The sequence below is a fragment of the Wenxinia saemankumensis genome (genome assembly GCF_900141735.1).
Lineage (GTDB): Bacteria > Pseudomonadota > Alphaproteobacteria > Rhodobacterales > Rhodobacteraceae > Wenxinia > Wenxinia saemankumensis.
The window spans coordinates 21,269-40,009 of record NZ_FQYO01000004.1 but is presented as its reverse complement, the minus strand read 5'-3'; the positions used below and the strand labels follow the sequence as shown (position 1 = coordinate 40,009).

15 protein-coding genes are annotated in these 18,741 nt (G+C 71.7%); 5 read left to right on the top strand and 10 right to left on the bottom strand.

What is annotated here, in order from left to right; genetic code table 11:
* Positions 1 to 35: 35 nt before the first annotated feature.
* The 3 genes from BUE30_RS11330 to cobU form a co-directional block, all read right to left on the bottom strand.
* A complete protein-coding gene (locus tag BUE30_RS11330; protein ID WP_073330483.1) occupies positions 36 to 749 on the bottom strand; it encodes a glutathione S-transferase in 714 nt (237 codons plus the stop codon).
* Positions 750 to 842: 93 nt separating this feature from the next.
* On the bottom strand, positions 843 to 1,421 hold the full coding sequence (locus BUE30_RS11325) for a histidine phosphatase family protein (RefSeq protein WP_073330478.1): 579 nt from the start codon (positions 1,419 to 1,421) through the stop codon (positions 843 to 845).
* The gene (gene cobU, locus BUE30_RS11320; RefSeq protein WP_073330474.1) at positions 1,418 to 1,945 is read right to left on the bottom strand and encodes a bifunctional adenosylcobinamide kinase/adenosylcobinamide-phosphate guanylyltransferase; all 528 of its coding nucleotides are present in this window, start codon (positions 1,943 to 1,945) and stop codon (positions 1,418 to 1,420) included. Before cobU ends, BUE30_RS11325 begins: the two co-directional genes overlap by 4 nt.
* A gap of 109 nt (positions 1,946 to 2,054) precedes the next feature.
* On the opposite strand from cobU, the gene BUE30_RS11315 reads away from it, so the two are divergent.
* From BUE30_RS11315 to BUE30_RS11305, 3 genes are all read left to right on the top strand, one after another.
* Complete coding sequence (locus tag BUE30_RS11315; protein WP_073330470.1) at positions 2,055 to 2,933, top strand: RNA polymerase factor sigma-32; 879 nt, start codon at positions 2,055 to 2,057, stop codon at positions 2,931 to 2,933.
* 194 nt (positions 2,934 to 3,127) lie between these two features.
* A complete protein-coding gene (gene dnaE, locus BUE30_RS11310) occupies positions 3,128 to 6,655 on the top strand; it encodes a DNA polymerase III subunit alpha (RefSeq protein ID WP_073330467.1) in 3,528 nt (1,175 codons plus the stop codon).
* A 101-nt stretch (positions 6,656 to 6,756) separates the two neighbouring features.
* On the top strand, positions 6,757 to 7,308 hold the full coding sequence (locus BUE30_RS11305) for a hypothetical protein (protein ID WP_073330464.1): 552 nt from the start codon (positions 6,757 to 6,759) through the stop codon (positions 7,306 to 7,308).
* 228 nt (positions 7,309 to 7,536) lie between these two features.
* On the opposite strand, the gene BUE30_RS11300 is transcribed toward BUE30_RS11305, so the two are convergent.
* The 5 genes from BUE30_RS11300 to BUE30_RS11280 form a co-directional block, all read right to left on the bottom strand.
* On the bottom strand, positions 7,537 to 7,725 hold the full coding sequence (locus tag BUE30_RS11300; protein ID WP_073330462.1) for a SlyX family protein: 189 nt from the start codon (positions 7,723 to 7,725) through the stop codon (positions 7,537 to 7,539).
* A gap of 2 nt (positions 7,726 to 7,727) precedes the next feature.
* Complete coding sequence (gene hisG / locus BUE30_RS11295; RefSeq protein ID WP_073330458.1) at positions 7,728 to 8,417, bottom strand: ATP phosphoribosyltransferase; 690 nt, start codon at positions 8,415 to 8,417, stop codon at positions 7,728 to 7,730.
* Positions 8,414 to 9,520 (bottom strand): ATP phosphoribosyltransferase regulatory subunit, encoded by a 1,107-nt coding sequence (locus BUE30_RS11290; protein WP_244526346.1) that lies wholly within the window; start codon positions 9,518 to 9,520, stop codon positions 8,414 to 8,416. The genes hisG and BUE30_RS11290 overlap by 4 nt, the downstream gene beginning before the upstream one ends.
* Positions 9,517 to 11,013, bottom strand: coding sequence for a histidine--tRNA ligase (gene hisS, locus BUE30_RS11285; protein ID WP_073330454.1), 1,497 nt, complete (start codon positions 11,011 to 11,013; stop codon positions 9,517 to 9,519). Before hisS ends, BUE30_RS11290 begins: the two co-directional genes overlap by 4 nt.
* 400 nt (positions 11,014 to 11,413) lie before the next feature.
* Positions 11,414 to 11,845, bottom strand: coding sequence for a DUF1489 family protein (locus BUE30_RS11280; RefSeq protein ID WP_073330451.1), 432 nt, complete (start codon positions 11,843 to 11,845; stop codon positions 11,414 to 11,416).
* A gap of 112 nt (positions 11,846 to 11,957) precedes the next feature.
* Here BUE30_RS11280 and BUE30_RS11275 point away from each other — a divergent pair, with 112 nt between their 5' ends.
* Positions 11,958 to 14,576 carry an adenosylcobalamin-dependent ribonucleoside-diphosphate reductase gene (locus BUE30_RS11275; RefSeq protein ID WP_073330448.1) on the top strand — a complete coding sequence of 873 codons (2,619 nt, stop codon included), beginning with the start codon at positions 11,958 to 11,960 and terminating at the stop codon, positions 14,574 to 14,576.
* A gap of 4 nt (positions 14,577 to 14,580) precedes the next feature.
* Here the strand turns inward: BUE30_RS11275 and BUE30_RS11270 are convergent, their stop codons facing one another.
* Positions 14,581 to 16,245, bottom strand: a complete 1,665-nt coding sequence (locus BUE30_RS11270; RefSeq protein WP_073330443.1) for a thiamine pyrophosphate-dependent enzyme — start codon at positions 16,243 to 16,245, stop codon at positions 14,581 to 14,583.
* Positions 16,246 to 16,356: 111 nt separating this feature from the next.
* On the opposite strand from BUE30_RS11270, the gene BUE30_RS11265 reads away from it, so the two are divergent.
* The gene (locus BUE30_RS11265; protein WP_083601357.1) at positions 16,357 to 17,640 is read left to right on the top strand and encodes a glycerate kinase type-2 family protein; all 1,284 of its coding nucleotides are present in this window, start codon (positions 16,357 to 16,359) and stop codon (positions 17,638 to 17,640) included.
* A gap of 153 nt (positions 17,641 to 17,793) precedes the next feature.
* Here BUE30_RS11265 and BUE30_RS11260 read toward each other — a convergent pair whose 3' ends face one another.
* Positions 17,794 to 18,720, bottom strand: coding sequence for a helix-turn-helix domain-containing protein (locus BUE30_RS11260; RefSeq protein ID WP_073330440.1), 927 nt, complete (start codon positions 18,718 to 18,720; stop codon positions 17,794 to 17,796).
* Between the last annotated feature and the right edge of the window lie 21 nt (positions 18,721 to 18,741).

The window sequence follows — 18,741 nt, the reverse complement described above, 5'->3', positions numbered from 1 at the left end:
GTCTCGTCGGTTATGGAATGGTTAACGCCGGGGGGTCAGGCGTATCGGGCGACGGCCGCCTCCCAGGGCAGGGTGCCGAGGCCGCGGACGGCCGGCAGGTTCGCATAGGGCAGCGGATGGTACGCTACCGCCTGCCCGGCCGCGCGCCAGGCGACGAGGTTCGGCTCGGTCAGGGCCGCGTGGACGTAGGACGCGGAACCCGCGTCGACGGGCAGGTCGTAGGTGGCGATCCGCGTCGCCACGGGCGCGTAGAAGACGTCGGCCAGCGAGTAGCGGTCGAAGAGCCAGGGGCCATCCGCCCCGTGCCGGTCGCGGGCGAGCGACCAGAGCGCCTGCACCCTCCCGACATCCGCGATCACCTCCGGCGCGGGGTCGAAGCCGGTCCAGCCGTGCCGCAGGAACATCGGGCAGGCCCCGCGCAGCGCGCCGAATCCGGAATGCATCTCGGCCACCATCGACCGGGCGAGGCCGCGGGCCGCCGGATCCGCCGGCCACAGACCGGCTTCCGGGTTCTCCTCGGCCAGGGTTTCGGCCATGGCCAGGCTGTCGGTCAGCACCGCGCCGGAGGGAGAGCGCAGGACGGGCACCGTCCGGGCCGGGGCGAGCGGGGCGAGATCGCGGGCCATCGTGCCGGAATAGAGCCCGACGAAGGTATCGCGGTGCGGCAGGCCGAAACCCTCGCACATCAGCCAGCCGCGCAGGCTCCAGCTCGAGAAGGAGCGGTCGCCGAGGAAGAGCTCGTAGGTCATCGGGGGCCTCCGTTGGGTCGGCGCAGGATGACCGGCCCCGGCGCGGGGACGAAGCGCGTTTTCCTGACGGGGCCCATCACGGGCCGCGATGGGTCAGGCGATGCGGTTGACGGCGATGCCCCGTGCCCCGCCCGGCCCGTGGTGGATCTCGGTGATCGAGAGGGGGGCGACGTGCTGGCCGATCGCCTCCTCCGGGGTCCGGCCGGTCGCGGCCGCCCAGCGGGTGAGGATCACGCCCAGATGCGCGACCACGATCACGTCACGGCCCGGATGCGCGGCGAGGAGTTCCGCCTCGGCCGCGTCGACCCGGCGCGCCGCCGCGTGCCAGCTTTCGCCGCCGGGCGGAGCCACGTCGCCCGGCCGCTCCCAGTAGGCGCGGGAGAGGTCGGGATCGGTCCCGGCCACGTCCGAGAAGTGCCGCCCGTCCCAGTCGCCGAAATGGAACTCGCGCAGGTCGGCGCGGTCCGGCAGGCGGAGGCGGCCGGCGCCCAGCGCATCGGCGGTATGGCTGGCGCGGACCAGGTCCGAGGCGACGAGGACGGAGCCGGCCGGCAGGGCGGCGTCCAGCCGGGCGAGCGCGGCCCGGTCGCCGAGATCGGCGGGCACGTCGCGCCAGCCGGTGAAGGCCTTCTGGTGGGTCGGCCCGTGGCGGACCCAGAAGAGCCGGCTCACGGCAGCGTTCCCTTCAGCGCCAGCGGCAGCCCCGCGGTGACCAGCACCACCAGATCCGCTGCCGCGGCGGCGCGCTGGTTGAGGCGCCCCTGCGCGGCGCGGAACCGGCGGCCGAGCGCGGTCTCGGGCACGATTCCGGCGCCGACCTCGTTCGAGACGAGGACGACGGGCGCGGCGCAGGCGGCGATCCCGGCGAGCAGCGCCTCCCCCTCCGCCTCGACATCGCCCCCGGCGAGCAGGACGTTGGTCAGCCAGAGCGTCGCGCAGTCGATCAGCACCGCCTCGTCCGGGGCCCTCTCGGTCAGGCGGGCCGCGACGTTGCGGGATTCCTCGATCGTGACCCAGCCCCGGCCTGCCCTTGCGTCGCGGTGCGCGGCGATTTTCGCCCGCATCTCGTCGTCATGCGCCTCTGCCGTCGCGACGTAGACGGGGCGGAAATCCGATTGCGTGACAAGGGCTTCGGCGTAGGAGGACTTGCCCGAGGCGGCGCCGCCTAGAACCAGCGAAAATTTTTGCAAGGACATGGGGGAAACAATTTCCGGTTTGGCGCGTTAGCGGCTCGAACGGTCCCCGCCCGCGGGGAGGGACGCTTGCAGAAGGCCCGCCAAGGGCCACACGACACGGGGGTTACACATGGCATTCGACGGGTATTCCGACCAGACCCTGTCTCGCACCGCGATGAAGGCAGAGCTGCTGGACGCCGAGACGGAACTGAAACTCGCCTATGCCTGGCGCGACGAGCGCTGCGAGAAGTCGCTGCACCGCCTGATCACCGCCTACATGCGTCTCGCCATCTCGATGGCCGCGAAGTTCCGCCGCTACGGCGCGCCGATGAACGACCTGATCCAGGAGGCCTCGCTCGGCCTGATGAAGGCGGCGGACAAGTTCGACCCCGACCGGGGCGTGCGGTTCAGCACCTATGCCGTCTGGTGGATCAAGGCGTCGATCCAGGATTACGTGATGCGGAACTGGTCGATGGTCCGCACCGGGTCGACCTCGTCGCAGAAGTCGCTGTTCTTCAACATGCGCCGCGTCCAGGCCCGGATCGAGCGCGAGGCCGCGGCCGCCGGCGTCGTCTACGAGGGCCACGTGGTCCGCGCCATGATCGCCAAGGAGGTGGGCGTGCCGCTCGCCGATGTCGAGATGATGGAGGGGCGGCTCTCGGGATCCGACTATTCGCTGAACGCCACGCAATCGGCCGAGGACGAGGGCCGCGAGTGGATCGAAGCGCTCGAGGACGATGCCGAGCAGGCCCCCGAGAAGGTCGAGGCGTCCCACGACACCGACACGCTGCGCCAGTGGCTCTTCACCGCGCTGTCGCAGCTGAACGACCGCGAACGGTTCATCGTGCGCGAGCGCAAGCTGCGCGAGGATCCCCGGACGCTCGAATCGCTCGGCGACGAGCTCGGCCTGTCGAAGGAGCGCGTGCGCCAGCTCGAGGCGGCCGCCTTCGGCAAGATGCGCAAGTCGCTGGAGGGGCAGAGCCGGGAAGTGCTGAACTTCTTCGGCTGAGCCCTCGCCCCCTTTTAACCGATCGGCCCCCGCCCGGACTGGCGGGGGCCGATTGCGTTTCCGGCGGCGTGTTCCTGCCGGGCAGGCGGGTCCAGCGCGACCCATGTGTGCCCTTCCTGCGAAGCGAGGAAACGACGCGCCCTGTCCCTCGGGTCGTGGTGGCTGAGCCGGGCGGCACCATATAGGGTGGCGCCATGACCGAGAGCCCCCGATTCATCCACCTGCGCACCCATACCGAATACTCGCTGCTGGAAGGCGCGATCCCGGTGAAGAAGCTGCCCGATCTGGCGAAGGCCGCGGGCATGCCCGCGGTCGCCGTGACCGATACGAACAACATGTTCTGCGCGCTGGAATTCTCGGAATATGCCAGCAAGGCGGGGGTGCAGCCCATCGTCGGGTGCCAGGTGAGCTTGCGCTACCTGGTGCCGGAGCCCGGCAAGCGCCCCGGTGCCCCGGCGCCGGTCGTGCTGCTGGCGCAGGACGAGGCGGGCTACGAGAACCTGATGAAGCTCAACTCGGCGCTCTACCTCGCCGAGACGGACGAGCTGCCGCAGGTGGGCCTCGACGACCTCGCCGCCCATTCGGGTGGGCTGATCTGCCTGACCGGCGGGCCGGACGGCCCGGTTGGGCGTCTGCTCCGCGCCGGGCAGGGGCCGGCGGCCGAGGCGCTGATGCGGCGGCTGGCCGAGATCTATCCGCAGCGGCTCTATGTCGAGCTGCAGCGCCACCCGGTCGAGGGCGGCCTGCCGGCGGCCGAACGGGCGACGGAGCGGGGCCATGTCGAGATGGCCTATGCGATGGACCTGCCGCTGGTGGCGACGAACGACGCCTATTTCCCCAAGAGCGATCTCTACGAGGCGCATGACGCGCTGCTCTGCATTGCCGAAGGCACTTACGTCGACCAGCAGGAGGAGCGGCGCCGCCTGACGCCGCAGCACTACTTCAAGTCCCCGCAGGAGATGGCGACGCTCTTCGCCGACCTGCCCGAGGCGCTGGAGAATTCCGTCGAGATCGCGCGGCGCTGCGCCTTCAAGGCGTACAAGCGAGACCCGATCCTGCCGCGCTTCGCCGAGGACGAGGTGGCCGAACTGCGGCGCATGGCGAACGAGGGGCTGCAGGCCCGGCTCGCGGTCATCCCGCACGCGGTCAGCGTCGAGGAGTACCAGAAGCGGCTCGATTTCGAGCTGGGCATCATCGAGGGGATGGGCTTCCCCGGGTACTTCCTCATCGTCGCCGACTTCATCCAGTGGGCGAAGGATCACGACATTCCCGTCGGGCCGGGGCGGGGGTCTGGGGCGGGCAGCCTCGTCGCCTACGCGCTGACGATCACCGACCTCGATCCGCTACGCTACTCGCTGCTCTTCGAGCGGTTCCTCAACCCCGAGCGGGTCTCGATGCCGGATTTCGACATCGACTTCTGCATGGACCGGCGGGAGGAGGTGATCCGCTACGTCCAGGAGAAATACGGCCGCGACAAGGTCGGACAGATCATCACCTTCGGCGCGCTGCTGTCGAAGGCGGCGGTGCGCGACGTCGGCCGCGTGCTCCAGATGCCCTATGGCCAGGTGGACCGCCTGTCCAAGATGATCCCGGTCGAGGGCGTGAAGCCGGTGAGCATCGGCAAGGCGCTGGCCGACGAGCCGCGCCTGCGCGAGGAGACGAAGGAGACCGAGCAGGACCGCCGCGAGGGGCGGCGCAACCCTGCCGCGCGTCTGTTCGAATATGCCGAGCAGATCGAGGGGCTGCTGCGCAACGCCTCGACCCATGCCGCCGGCGTCGTGATCGGGGACCGGCCGCTCGACCAGCTCGTGCCGCTCTACCGGGATCCGCGCTCGGACATGCCGGCGACGCAGTTCAACATGAAATGGGTCGAGCAGGCCGGGCTGGTGAAGTTCGACTTCCTCGGGCTCAAGACGCTGACGGTGATCCAGAACGCGCTCGACCAGATCCTGAAATCTGGCCGGCCGCTGCATGTCGCCGCCGACGGGACGCAGCTCTACGCCCCACCGAAGGGCGGCGAGAACCAGATGAACCTGATCCCGCTGGACGACGAGAAGACCTACGCGCTCTATTCCAAGGCGAGGACGGTCGCGGTCTTCCAGGTGGAAAGCTCGGGCATGATGGATGCGCTCAAACGCATGAAGCCCACCTGCATCGAGGACATCGTGGCGCTGGTCGCGCTCTACCGGCCCGGCCCGATGGAGAACATCCCGGTCTATTGCGAGGTGAAGAACGGCCTGCGCGAGATCGCCTCGGTCCATCCGCTGATCGACCACATCCTGGAGGAGACGCAGGGCATCATCGTCTACCAGGAGCAGGTGATGCAGATCGCCCAGGTGATGGCCGGCTACAGCCTCGGCGGGGCCGACCTGCTGCGCCGCGCCATGGGCAAGAAGATCAAGGAGGCGATGGACGCCGAGCGGCCCAAGTTCGAAGCTGGCGCGGCCGCGAACGGGGTCGAGAAGAAGAAGGCGTCCGAGGTCTTCGACCTGCTCGAGAAGTTCGCCAATTACGGTTTCAACAAGTCCCACGCCGCGGCCTATGCCGTGGTCAGCTACCAGACGGCCTGGCTCAAGGCGAACCACCCGGTCGAGTTCATGGCCGGGGTGATGAATTGCGACATCCATCTGACGGACAAGCTCGGCGTCTACTTCCAGGAGGTGAAGAAGGGGCTGGGCCTGCCCTGGGCGCCGCCTTGCGTGAACCGGTCCCAGGCGACCTTCGACGTGCAGGACGGCACGCTGCACTACGCGCTGGGCGCGCTGAAGAATGTCGGCGTCGAGGCGATGCGGCTGGTGGTCGAGGGGCGGGGCGAGAAGCCCTTCGTCACCCTCTTCGATTTCGCCCGCCGCGTCGATCTCAAGCGTGTGGGCAAGCGCCCGCTGGAGATGATGGCGCGGGCGGGGGCGTTCGACGTGCTCGACCGCAACCGGCGGCGGGTATTCGACAGCCTCGACGCGCTGGTGGGCTATTCCGCCGCGATCCACGAGCAGCGCGCCTCGAACCAGGTCTCGCTCTTCGGCGAGGCGGGGGACGACCTGCCGGAGCCGCGTCTCTCCGGCGCCGCCGACTGGCTCCCGGCGGAGCGGCTGGCGGAGGAGTTCAAGGCGGTCGGCTTCTACCTGTCGGGCCATCCGCTGGACGATTACCTGCCCGCGCTCAAGCGGCGGCAGGTGCTGACGCTGGACGAGGTCACGGCCAAGGCCGAGCGCGGCGCCTGCATCGCCAAGATGGCCGGGACCGTCGCCGTCCGGCAGGAGCGGAAATCGGCGCGGGGCAACCGGTTCGCCTTCATCACGCTGTCCGATCCGACCGGGCAGTACGAGGTGACGATGTTCTCGGACACGCTGGAGGCGGCGCGCGAGCATCTGGAGCCCGGGATGCAGGTGATCCTGCAGGTCGAGGCGACGATGGAGAGCGACCAGCTCAAGCTGCTCGCCCGCTCCGCCGCGCCGATCGACACGGTGGTGGCGCAGGGCGCGTCCTCTGGCCTACGCGTCTTCGTCGAGGAGGCGGCGGCCGTCGCCCCGGTCGCGGCGGTGCTGGAGAAGGCGGCGCGCGAGGGGGTCCGCGGCGGACGCGGGCCGATCTATTTCTGCCTGATGGGGCAGGGCCTGCCGGGCGAGGTGGAGCTCGATTGCGGGACGGAGTTCCCGGTGACGCCGCAGATCAAGGGGGCGCTGCGCTCGCTCGACGGGGTGATCGAGGTCGAGGAGCTCTAGTCCGGTTTCGGCCATCTCCCGCCGAGGCGGACCCGGCCCGACTCCCGAATCCCGTCCGCCCCTGATAAGCCCGCCGGTGGGAACAATCAGGGGAACGATCCATGTCCGCGACGAGGCTGTCCTTGATGCTGTGCGCCGGTCTTCTTGCCGGCTGTGGTGCCGCACCGGTGATCGACCTGCCCGAGACGATGGCGCTGATGCCGGTCGCCCCGGGCCAGTCGCTGCCCTACGGCCAGCTCGCCACCGCCTGCGACACGCCCGAGGGCCAGATGGGCACGCGGATCGACGTGTCGGGGCAATACGCGCTCTACGACACCGATCCCGGCGCGACGGGCCCGCGCACGCAATACGTGACCGGCTTCAACGACGGCTGTGCGCGGCAGTTCACGGCCGCGCTGGCGATGTTCGGCGATCTCGAGTTCCACGAGACGATGCGCTACGCGCAGGGCGGGGACTACACCCGGACCGACACCGCCTACGAGACGATCAAGGCGCAGGTCTGCGGCGTCCCCTCCGGCCAGCCCTGCGGCGGGCAGCTGGAGTCGCTGTCGCAGAACACGGCCTTCCTGACGATCTACCGTGCCTTCGGCTCGTCCTCGTCCTTCGGGGACGTGCTGCTGTCGGCGGGCGAGGTCGTGGCGGCCGACATCTGAGGCGGATCGCGACCGGCCCATGAGGGGCCAGGGAGGGACATCCGCGCTGGTTTCGTCGATCCGGCCTTCCACGCGCGCCCGGGCGGCCGGCGGGATCCAGACAGGTGCGGATGCGGGCCCCCGCAGGTCGACGGGAGAGACGATCTTCCTTCCGGTCGATGATGCCGGGGGCCAGTGATTCCGGGGGGCAACGACGAGATCGCCCTGGCCGCTGGGCAGGGCCGGCCCTCAGTAATGCGGCGGGCGGGTGATCGGGGTGTCCTGACCCTCCTCCCGCTCGGCTTCGCGCTGCATCAGCATGGTCACTCGGCGCTGCAGCGCCTCGATCTCGCGCGCCTGGCGGGCGGCCACGTCGGACAGATCGTCGCAGAGCCGTTCGAGATGGGCGAGGCGTTCCTCCAGCGCGGTGGGGTCCATCGTCACACCCCCAGCTGCAGGCAGAGCGCCGCGTGGGCCTGCCGGTCCGCGTCGGACCAGTCCGCCACCCGGCTCTTCCACAGGGTCGCCTGGCTGGCATGGATCAGCCCGTCCGACAGGATCTTTAGGCCGTTGGCCCGCAGCGTCTCGCCCGTGGAGGTGATGTCGGCGATGGCCTCCGCCGTCTCGGCCTTGACCGTGCCCTCGGTCGCGCCCTGGCTGTCGACCAGCGCGTAATCGGCGACACCGGCCCCTTGCAGGAACTCGCGCACCAGCCGGTGATACTTGGTCGCGATCCGCAGCCGGTGACCGTGGCGCGCGCGGAACGCGGCGGCCGCCGCGTCGAGATCGTCGAGCGTGTCGACATCGACCCAGAGCTGCGGCACCGCGATCACGAGGTCCGCCCCGCCGAAGCCCATCTTGGCCAGTTCCATCACGCGGGTCCCGGAATTGGGGACCTTCTCGAGAACGAGGTCGCTGCCGGTGACGCCGAGATGCAGCGCGCCGCTGGCCAGGTCGCGCGGGATCTCTCCGGCCGATAGCAGGACGAGTTCCACCCCCTCGATCCCCTCGACGATCGCGGCATAGTCGCGGTCGGACCCGGCGCGGCGCAGCGTGATGCCGCGGGCCGCGAACCAGTCGAAGGTCTTCTCCATCAGCCGTCCCTTCGACGGCACGCCGAGGCGGATCATCGAGTCATCTCCCGGATCGCGGCAACGAGGTCGGGCCGGATCACGCCGCCGACCGCCGGGGTGCCGGCGCGGCCCGCCGGGGTGCCGGCCAGGGCGCGGGTCAGCGCGTCGTAGCGCCCGCCCGTCGCGATGGGCGGCAGGTCGGGGCGCCCCGCGGCATAGAGGCCGAAGACGAAGCCGTCGTAATATTCGAGCGCGGTGCGCCCGTAGCTCGCCTCGAAGTCGAGCGCCGAGACGTCGACGCCGCGATCCGACAGCGCGGCGAGCCGGTCCGCCATCGCCTCGACCGCGGGGCCGATGGCGGGCAGGTCGACCGCGATGTCCCGCAGGTGGGACAGCGCGTCGGGGGCGGGCGCGCGAATGGCGACCAGCTCGTCCAGCAGTTCGCGCGCGGTATCGGGGATCGGCGGGGCGGCGGCATCCTCGCGCAGCGCCGCGATCCGGGCGGCGATCTCGTCCCGGCCGCGCTTGCCGATCTCGGGCCCGGCCCCGTCCAGCGGATCGGAGAGACCCAGCAGCGCCGCGCGGCCGGCCGGGATCGCGCCGCGTCCGCCGAACCTGTCGAGCAGGGCGCGGAACCGGCGCGGCCGCCAGACATGACGCAGCAGCGCGGTCTTGCGCGCCTCGGTCGTCTCCAGCCCCCGGATCGCCGCGACGATCAGGCCCATGTCGCCGATGGCGGCGCGCAGGCCCAGACCGCCCAGCGCGTCCGACAGCACGCCGAAGATCTCGGCCTCGGCCCCGGCCGGGTCGGTCCCGCCGAAGAGCTCGAACCCGACCTGCAGGTATTCGGCCGGTCGGGTCTCGTCGATCTCCTGCCGCCGGAACACCTCGCCGGCATAGCAGTAGCGCGCGGGATCCCCTCCCGCGGCCATGTGCGCCTGCGCCACCGGGACGGTGAAATCCGGGCGCAGCATCATCTCGCCCCGGATCGGATCGGTCGTGGTGAAGGCGCGGGCGCGGATATCCTCGCCGTAGAGGTCGAGGAGGACGTCGGCGGGCTGCAGGATCGTCGTCTCGACCGGCACCGCGCCGGCCTCGCGGAACAGCTCGAGACAGCGCGCCGCCTCGTCCCGCGCGGCGGGGGATCCGGCGGGGATCACGGGGCCGCCCGGTCCAGCATGGCGCGGACCCGGGCGACGAGGTCGCCGCGCGGCACCTCCTCCTGCGCGGGCTGGTCCTTCCATTCCTCGAGGCTGGCGCTCTCGGCGATCTTCGCGCCGAGGACGAGGTCCTTGATCTGCACGATCCCGGCCGCGTGCTCGGCCGTGCCCTCGATCACCGCGACGGGGCTGCCGCGCCGATCCGCGTATTTCAGCTGGTTGCCGAAATTCTTCGGATTGCCGAGATACACCTCGGCCCGGATCCCGGCGGCGCGCAGCTCCTGCGCCATGGCCTGGTAATCGGCCATCCGCTCGCGGTCCATGACGGTGACGACGACCGGCCCGGCGGCGGCGCCGGTGGCCCGGCCCTTCGCCCGCAGGGCGGCGAGCAGGCGGTCGACGCCGATGGATACGCCCGTCGCCGGCACTTCCTGCCCGGTGAACCGCTTCACGAGGTCGTCGTAGCGCCCGCCGCCCGCGACCGAGCCGAAGCGGACGGGCCGGCCCTTGTCGTCCTCGACCTGGAACGTCAGCTCGGCCTCGAAGACGGGACCCGTGTAATAGCCGAGGCCGCGCACGACGGAGGGGTCGATCTCGATCCGGTCGGTCCCGTAGCCCTGCGCCGTCAGCAGGCGGCCGATCGTCTCGAGCTCGGACACGCCGTCGAGGCCCGTCTGCGAGCCGGCGACGAGGTCGCGCAGGGCGGCGATGGTGGCGCCGCCATCGGCGCGCTTGGCATTCACGAAGCCCATGACGATCTCGGCCTGTTCGGGGGCAAGGCCGGCCCCTTCCGCCCGGTCGCCGCTCTCGTCGGTGCGGCCCTCGCCCAGCAGGGCGCGCACGCCGTCGGGGCCGAGACGGTCGAGCTTGTCGATGGCGCGCAGGACGATGCCGCGCGCGGCCTCCTTGTCCTCGCCGCCGAGGCCCGCCGCCTCCATCACGCCGTTCAGGACCTTGCGGCTGTTCACGCGAACCACATAGTCGCCGCGCGGGATGCCGACCGCCTCCAGCGTGTCGGCGAGCATCGCGCAGATCTCGGCATCCGCCGCGACGTTCGGTGCGCCGACGATGTCGGCGTCGCATTGGTAGAACTGCCGGTAGCGCCCCGGCCCGGGCTTCTCGTTCCGCCAGACCGGCCCCATCGCATAGCGCCGATAGGGGGTCGGCAGGTCGTTCCGGTGCTGGGCATAGACCCGCGCCAGCGGCGCCGTCAGGTCGTAGCGCAGCGCCAGCCAGTCCGTCGCCTGCCCGGTCTCGTCCTCCTGCCAGGCGAAGACGCCCGCGTTCGGGCGGTCCACGTCGGGAAGGAACTTGCCCAGCGCCTCGACCGTCTCGACGGCGGAGGTCTCGAGCGCGTCGAAGCCGTGCAGGCGGTAGACCTCGGCGATGGTGCGCAGCATCTCCGTGCGTTCGGTCACCTCGGCGCCGAAATAGTCGCGGAAACCCTTGGGCGTCTCGGCCCGGGGGCGGCGGGGTCCCTTGGTCTTGGCCATCGTGATGCCCTTCCTGCTGTCGGGGCGGGCTTTATCGCGGGCGGGGCAGGGGGGCAACGGCGGGCGCGCCTGGCCCCGGCCGGGGAGGGGGGCGCCGCCCCCCGCCGCCTGCGGCGGCCCCCCGGGAGTATTTGCGGCAAGATAAGGGGGGGCGGGGCGCACTGCCTCGCCGCCGGCCACGCCATGGCCCTCCCGTCCCCGGGGGGAACGGCGCCGGAATCTGCTTCGTGGTGGCGTCCGGCATGCGGGGCAGGACAACTCCGCGTTGCCCCGGCGGGGGGCGGTCGCGGGCCGGCGAGCCAGGGCGGCCCCTTCGGGACGGAGCGGCCGGGGCGACGATGGGGCGCCCGTCCCCGGCGGGGGGCGGCGGATCCCGCGCCGCACCGCGAGGACGGGCGCCTCAGAGCACGCCGATCTCGGCCAGCGCTGCGGAGAGCTTCGGGGGCAGCGCGTCCTCGCGCTGGCGGCTCTCGGACAGGTCGGGCGGCGCCTCGTCCGCCGGCAGGTAGCGCCAGCCCTGGAAGGGGCGGCGCGGGACCGCCGCGGTGCGGATCAGGCCGGGCTTCAGCACGATCTGGCAGCGCGGGATGCCGTCCTCGCCCGTGACCTCGTCGAGGCGCAGGATCGGCTGGCGGGCCAGGATCACGCCCTTGATGACCCAGTAGATCGAGCCGCCGTCCAGCAGCTCCGCGGCGCGGCGGGGCCACATCCGCGTGCGGTGGCGGGGCAGTCCGTCATGGGTGGCGGCGCGACCCGAGGCCTGCCAGGCGGCGAGGTCCTCGACGCTGTCGGTGCCGACCGACAGCTTCAGCATGTGCAGCGATCCGGACATATCCCTGCCCCTGTCGTTCTTGTTTCACCCCAACATCTAGCGTAGCGTCCTATCCCTGCCATGTCCGATTCGACCAGAGCCGCGCGCTCACGTCTTTGCAAAGGCCGCCGCCATGACCCGTTTCGCCGCGCCGATCTCGGAAGCCATCTGGGACATGAAGTACCGGTTCAAGCGGGCGGATGGCACGCCGGTGGATGGCAGCGTCGAGGACAGCTGGCGGCGGATCGCCGGCGCGCTGGCCTCGGTCGAGGCGGATCCCGCCGCCTGGGAGGGCCGCTTCTACGCCGCGCTGGAGGATTTCCGCTACCTTCCCGCCGGCCGGATCACCGCCGGGGCCGGGACGGCGCGGGCGGTGACGCTGTTCAACTGCTTCGTCATGGGCACGATCGAGGATTCCATGGGCGGGATCTTCGACGCGCTGAAGGAGGCGGCGCTGACGATGCAGCAGGGGGGCGGGATCGGCTACGATTTCTCGACCATCCGGCCGAAGGGCGCGCCCGTGGCGGGGGTCGGGGCCGATGCCTCGGGACCCCTGTCCTTCATGGATGTCTGGGACGCGATGTGCCGCACGATCATGTCCGCCGGCTCGCGCCGGGGGGCGATGATGGCGGTTCTGCGCTGCGACCATCCCGACATCGAGGATTTCGTCGCCGCGAAGTCCGACCCCGCTCGGCTGCGCATGTTCAACATGAGCGTCCTCGTCACCGACCCGTTCATGGAGGCCGTGAAGGCGGACGGGACGTGGGACCTGACCTTCGGCGGACAGGTCACCCGGACGATCCGCGCGCGCGACCTGTGGGACCGCATCATGCGGGCGACCTACGATTATGCCGAGCCGGGCGTGATCTTCATCGACCGCATCAACGCGATGAACAACCTGGCCTATGCCGAGACCATCGCCGCCACCAATCCCTGCGGCGAGCAGCCGCTGCCGCCCTACGGCGCCTGCCTGCTGGGGTCGATCAACCTGGCCCGGCTGGTGAGCGAGCCCTTCACCGAGGCCGCCGGGATCGACGAGGCGGCGCTGGACGAGCTCGTCCGGGTCGCGGTGCGGATGATGGACGACACGGTGGACGCGTCGAACTTCCCGCTTCCGCAGCAGCGGGCGGAGGCGCAGGCCAAGCGGCGGATCGGGCTTGGCGTCACGGGGCTTGCCGATGCGCTGATGATGGTCGGGCTGCGCTACGGCTCGGAGGAGGCGGCGGCCCGGACCGAGGGCTGGATGAAGCGGATCGCGCGCGCCGCCTATCTCGCCAGCGTGGACCTGGCGAGGGAGAAGGGGCCCTTCCCGCTCTTCGAGGCGGAGGCCTATCTCGCCTCGGGCACGCTGCAGCAGATGGACGCGGACGTACGGGAGGCGATCCGCGCGCACGGGATCCGCAACGCGCTGCTCACCTCCATCGCGCCGACGGGGACGATCTCGCTCTATGCCGGGAACGTGTCCTCGGGGATCGAGCCGGTCTTTGCCCATGCCTATACGCGCAAGGTGCTGCAGAAGGACGGCAGCCGGACGGAAGAGGAGGTGGTGGATTACGCCGTCGCCCTCTGGCGCGAGATGCATGGCGACGCGCCGTTTCCGGACCATTTCGTGACCGCGCAGGAACTGGCGCCGGAGGAGCATGTCCGGATGCAGGCCGCGGCGCAGAGATGGGTGGATTCCTCGATCTCCAAGACGATCAACGTCCCCGCGACGATCGGGTTCGAGGCGTTCGAGGCGGTTTACATGCAGGCCTGGGACGAGGGGTGCAAAGGCTGCACGACGTACCGGCCGAACGACGTGACGGGGTCGGTGCTGACGGCGGCGGAGCCGAAGCCGGAGGCCACCTTGCCGGTACTCCAGTCCCCGGCGGCCCGGTTGCGCTGGGCTCAAGAAAAGGCAGGCTACGAGACGCAGCAGAGCGCCGCAGACGCGGTGGGTGTAAAGCGCAGCCGATATTCGCTCTGGGTCATCGAGGGCAAACAGGAATTGTCCAAGGAGGGCGCGGAGCTTGCAGGTAAAGCGTTCGGTGTCCCCGCCGGCTGGCTCCTCTTCGGGGAAGCCCCCCCGCCCGGCGGCACGCCGGGCCGCGCCGACCCGCCCCCACGGGGCGGCGCGTCTGCGCCCCCCCTCGGGTCGGCGCAGCCCTCCGCATCCGGCGGCCCGGCCGATCAACCTTCCGAGCCGGGCGCGGCGCCCGAGATCGTCTCCGACGCCAATTCCGGCGACGTGATCTGGCTGGCCGAGCCGCTCGACCGGCCGACCGAGCTGGAGGGCGCGACCTACAAGCTGAAGTGGCCCGACAGCGAGCATGCGATCTACATCACGGTGAACGACATCGTCGCGCACGGGCAGCGGCGGCCCTTCGAGGTCTTCATCAATTCCAAGAACATGGACCACTTCGCCTGGACCGTGGCGCTGACGCGCATGATTTCGGCCGTGTTCCGGCGCGGCGGCGACGTGAGCTTCGTGGTCGAGGAGCTGAAGGCCGTCTTCGACCCGCGTGGCGGGGCCTGGATGGGGGGGAAGTACATCCCCTCGATCCTCGCCGCGATCGGCGGGGTGATCGAGCGGCACATGATCGCCATCGGCTTCCTCGCCGCGGAAGGGGCGGGGCTGAAATCCGACCCCCACGCCGCCCCGGCGGGCGACCGCCCGCGCGGCAAGGCCTGCCCGTCCTGCGGAAGCTACGACGTCCACATGGTAGAGGGCTGCCTCACCTGCGCCAATTGCGGCTTCTCGAAATGCGGCTGAGGGGCTAGAGCGCCCCCTTCGCGTGCAGGGCGCCCTCGCGCAGCGAGGTGATCGTGGCGCGCGGGGCGATGGCCTCGGCCGCCACGTCGAGGTCGAGCAGCGCGCCGCTGCGGGCGGCGCGGGCGCGGGCGAAGGCGTCCGGGAAGTCCTCGGTCCGCTCCACCCGTTCGGCGTGGAGGCCGTAGGCTCGGGCGAGGGCGGCGAAGTCGGGCGAGGTCATCTCGGTCCCGGAGACGCGGCCGGGATAGTGCTGCTCCTGGTGGGCGCGGATCGTGCCGTAGATGCCGTTGTTGACGACGAGGACGATCGGCGCCGCGTCGTGCTGCACCGCCGTCGCCAGCTCCTGCAAGGTCATCTGCAGGTCGCCGTCGCCCGCGTAGCAGACCACGCAGCGCTCCGGATGGGCGATGCGGGCGGCGATGGCGGCGGGCAGGCCGTAGCCCATCGCGCCCGATTGCGGGGCGAGCAGGCGCTGGTCGCGGCCGAAGCGGAAATGCTTGTTCGGCCAGATCGCGAAATTGCCCGCGCCGTTGGTCAGGATCGCATCCCCGGGCAGCACCTCCTGCAGGTGGCGGGTGACCGCGCCCATGTCGACGGGGGAGGGCTGGGGCGGGGCCTGCAGCGCGCTCTCGTAGTCGCTGCGGGCCTGCGCGCGCCAGTCGGACCAGCCGCCGCGCACCGGGGTCAGCGCGCGCGCGACCGCGGCGGGATCGGCATGGAGGGCGAGGGCGGGACGGTAGACCTTGCCGATCTCGCGGTCGCTGGCATGGACGTGGATCACCCGCTGGCGCGGCTCGGGCACGTCCAGCAGCGACCAGGCGCCGGTCGTCATCTCGCCGAACCGCAGGCCGAGGGCGAGGATCGTGTCCGCCTCGCGGATCAGCCGCGCGACATGGGGCGGCATGCCCACGCCGGCCTCGCCGGCATAGCAGGGCGAGGCGTTGTCGACCTGGTCCTGGTAGCGGAAGGCGGCCACGACCGGGATGTCGGAGGCTTCGGCGAAGCGCAGCAGCGCCGCCTGCGCGTCCCCGAGCCAGGGGGCGCCGGCGACGAGGACCAACGGCCGCTCCGCCTCGGCCATCAGGGCCTGCGCCTCGGCCAGGGCGGCGGCGTCCGGGGCGGGCGGCGCGATCCGGGCGGCGCCGGTGAGCGGCGCGGCGGGGCAGGGGGCCGAGAGCATGTCCTCGGGCAGGGCGACGACGACGGGGCCGGGGCGGCCGGTCGTGGCGGTGGTCCAGGCCCGCAGGAGGATCTCGGGCAGGCGGGCGGGATCGTCGATCTCGACCGCCCATTTCGCCATGGTCCCGAAGACGGCGCGGTAGTCGAGCTCCTGGAACGCCTCGCGGCCCTTCTGGTCGGTCGCGACCTGCCCGACGAAGACGAGCATCGGCGCGCTGTCCTGCATCGCGGTGTGGATCCCGATCGAGGCGTTGGTCGCCCCCGGTCCGCGCGTGACGAAGCACAGGCCCGGCTCGCCGGTCAGCTTGCCCCAGGCGGCGGCCATGAAGGCCGCGCCCCCCTCCTGCCGGCAGAGCACGAAATCGAGCCGCCCCCGGCTGTCATGCATCGCGTCGAGCGCGGCGAGGAAGCTCTCGCCCGGCACGCCGAAGGCCTTGCGCCCGCCGAGATTGATCAGGCTCTCGATCAGCACCTGTCCGCCATGGGGCATGTCGCGTCTCCCTTTCGTTCCTGGGGGTCATGGGTGCGACGGGCGGTGGGCGAAGGCAAGGCTTCCCCGCCGGGGGCGGGGGCTGGTATCCCCGCGGCGAAGGAGATGCCGATGACCCGCCCGAACGCCGCCCCCTCCGATGCCGCCCCCGATCCCGGGGCCGATCCCACCGCCTTCCTGCGCGCGCTCTTCGACCGGGCGGTGGCCGCCGCGGACCCGATGCTCTGCGTGCCGGGCGCGCTGGGGGACCGGCCCGCCGGGCGGGTCGTCGTGATCGGGGCGGGCAAGGCCTCCGCCCGGATGGCCGAGGCGCTGGAGAGCGCCTGGGGTCCCTGCGAGGGGCTGGTGGTCACCCGCTACGGCTATGCCCGCCCCTGCGACGGGATCGAGATCGTCGAGGCCGCCCATCCCGTCCCGGACGCGGCCGGGGAGGCGGCGACCCGGCGGATCCTGGAGCTCGTCTCGGGGCTGGAGGCCGGCGACGTCGTGATCGCGCTGATCTCGGGCGGGGCCTCGGCGCTGCTGGTCGCGCCCCGCGCGCCCCTGACGCTGGCCGACAAGCGGGCGGTGAATGCGGGGCTGCTCGCCTCGGGCGCGCCGATCGGGGCGATGAACGTGGTGCGCAAGCACCTGTCGGCCGTGAAGGGCGGCCAGCTCGCGGCGTCCTGTCCCGCGCGGATGGAGGCGCTGGTGATCTCGGATGTGGCGGGGGACGACCCGGCCGACATCGCCTCCGGCCCGACGGTGGGCGAGGCGAGCCGCCCGGCCGACGCGCTGGCGATCCTGGACCGGTACCGCGTGGACGTGCCGGAGGCGGCGCGGGCTGTCCTGCGGGGCGGCAGCGGCGTGGTGGCGCCGGGCGATCCGCGCCTCGCCCGGTGCCGGACGCGGGTGATCGCCGCCCCCGCGCAATCGCTCGCGGCGGCGGCCGGTGCGGCTGGGCCATGCGAGGTCACGATCCTCGGCGACGCGCTGGAGGGCGAGGCGCGGGAGCTGGCGGCGGAGCATGCGGCGCTGGCCCTGCGGATCCGCGCCGGGATGACCACGGGCGATGCGCCCCGCCTGCTGCTGTCGGGGGGGGAATGCACGGTGACGCGCCGGGGGGACGGCTCGGGCGGGCCGAACGCGGAATACGCGCTGGCCCTCGCCCTCGCGCTGGACGGAGCGCCCGGCATCCACGCGATCGCCTGCGACACCGACGGGGTCGACGGCGCGGCGGAGGTGGCGGGGGCCCTGATCGGCCCGGACATGCCGCTCGACGGGGCGCGGGAGGCGCTGGCGCGGAACGACGCGCACGGCTTCTTCGGTCGCGCGGGGGGCCAGGTCGTGACCGGACCCACCCTGACGAACGTCAACGACTTCCGGGCGATCCTCGTCCTGCCTCCGGCCGTGTGATCCGGCTGCCGCCGGCGCTGTGATCCGGCTGCCGCCGGCGCGGGCCGGGGGGCGCTGCCCCCCGGACCCCCCGGAGTATTTCCGGCAAGATAAGGGGGCGGGCCGCCCCGGCCGGTCGACCTGTTCCCGGGCCCCCGGGGGCGGGCGGGACCCTCAGCGCAGTTCCATCGCCGCGTAGCGCGCGCGCAGCGCGGCGGGGCTCATCCCGTAGGCGGTCTTGAAGGCGGCGTGGAACTGGCTGAGCGAGGTGTAGCCCGACGCCTCGGCCACGGCCGCGACGGGATCCGTCGATTCCAGCAGCAGCGCGCGGGCCCGCAGCATCCGCATCCGCAGCATGAAGCGCTTCATCGGCACCCGCATCGTCCGGCTGAAGATGCTCATCGCGTAGTTCTGGTGCAGGCCCGTGACCGCGGCGACGTCGGCATTGCCGATCGGCCGGTCGAGGTGCTCGAGGATGAAGCGCAGCATCTCGACCGCGTGGCGGATGTTCGACGAGGACAGGACCCGCCCCTCGCCGGCATCGGCGGCCGAGGGGCGGCGCCAGTCGATCCCGCCGAGCAGCGCGCGGCGCAGCACGGCGTTCAGCTCCATCCGCAGGATCTCGGTCCGTTCGAAATCGCCCGAGCGGTAGTCCGCGTACCACCGCTCCACGATCTCCTCGGGGCACAGGCCGGCATCGAGCAGGGCCATGCCGCCGCCGAGAAGGCCGATCTGGAGCTGGCCGATATGGGCCATCAGCAGGAAGCCGTCGACCGGCAGGTAGAGGTTGGTCAGCCGCGGCGCGCCGGGGCCGGTCGGCTCGACCCCGACGAGCTGGTGCGGAATGCCCGCCCAGAACAGGAAGAGATGCCCGGCGGGGACGGCGATCCGCTCTCCCTCGACGTCGTAATGCAGCGTCGCGCCGGTCGCGAAGTTGGCCTCGACATGGCCGTGGCGATGCGGGGTCTCCATCACCGTGGGAGAGAAGACGCGCATGCCGAACCGGCCGAAGGCGCGGCTGTCGGAATAGAAGATCCGTTCGTGCGCGGGCACGCCGCGATGCCGGTCGACCTTGGGCTGGATCTCGTCCGCGCGGGGCATGGGCGCGGCATACCATCTTAG

Coding starts and splice junctions, on each gene's coding strand:
- BUE30_RS11280 (WP_073330451.1), bottom strand. CDS start 11,845: ATGTCCGGATCGCTGCACATGCTGAAGCTGTCGGTCGGCACCGACAGC.
- dnaE (WP_073330467.1), top strand. CDS start 3,128: ATGACCGAGAGCCCCCGATTCATCCACCTGCGCACCCATACCGAATAC.
- BUE30_RS11305 (WP_073330464.1), top strand. CDS start 6,757: ATGTCCGCGACGAGGCTGTCCTTGATGCTGTGCGCCGGTCTTCTTGCC.
- cobU (WP_073330474.1), bottom strand. CDS start 1,945: ATGTCCTTGCAAAAATTTTCGCTGGTTCTAGGCGGCGCCGCCTCGGGC.
- BUE30_RS11330 (WP_073330483.1), bottom strand. CDS start 749: ATGACCTACGAGCTCTTCCTCGGCGACCGCTCCTTCTCGAGCTGGAGC.
- hisS (WP_073330454.1), bottom strand. CDS start 11,013: ATGGCCAAGACCAAGGGACCCCGCCGCCCCCGGGCCGAGACGCCCAAG.
- BUE30_RS11275 (WP_073330448.1), top strand. CDS start 11,958: ATGACCCGTTTCGCCGCGCCGATCTCGGAAGCCATCTGGGACATGAAG.
- BUE30_RS11270 (WP_073330443.1), bottom strand. CDS start 16,245: ATGCCCCATGGCGGACAGGTGCTGATCGAGAGCCTGATCAATCTCGGC.
- hisG (WP_073330458.1), bottom strand. CDS start 8,417: ATGATCCGCCTCGGCGTGCCGTCGAAGGGACGGCTGATGGAGAAGACC.
- BUE30_RS11315 (WP_073330470.1), top strand. CDS start 2,055: ATGGCATTCGACGGGTATTCCGACCAGACCCTGTCTCGCACCGCGATG.
- BUE30_RS11260 (WP_073330440.1), bottom strand. CDS start 18,720: ATGCCCCGCGCGGACGAGATCCAGCCCAAGGTCGACCGGCATCGCGGC.
- BUE30_RS11300 (WP_073330462.1), bottom strand. CDS start 7,725: ATGGACCCCACCGCGCTGGAGGAACGCCTCGCCCATCTCGAACGGCTC.
- BUE30_RS11265 (WP_083601357.1), top strand. CDS start 16,357: ATGACCCGCCCGAACGCCGCCCCCTCCGATGCCGCCCCCGATCCCGGG.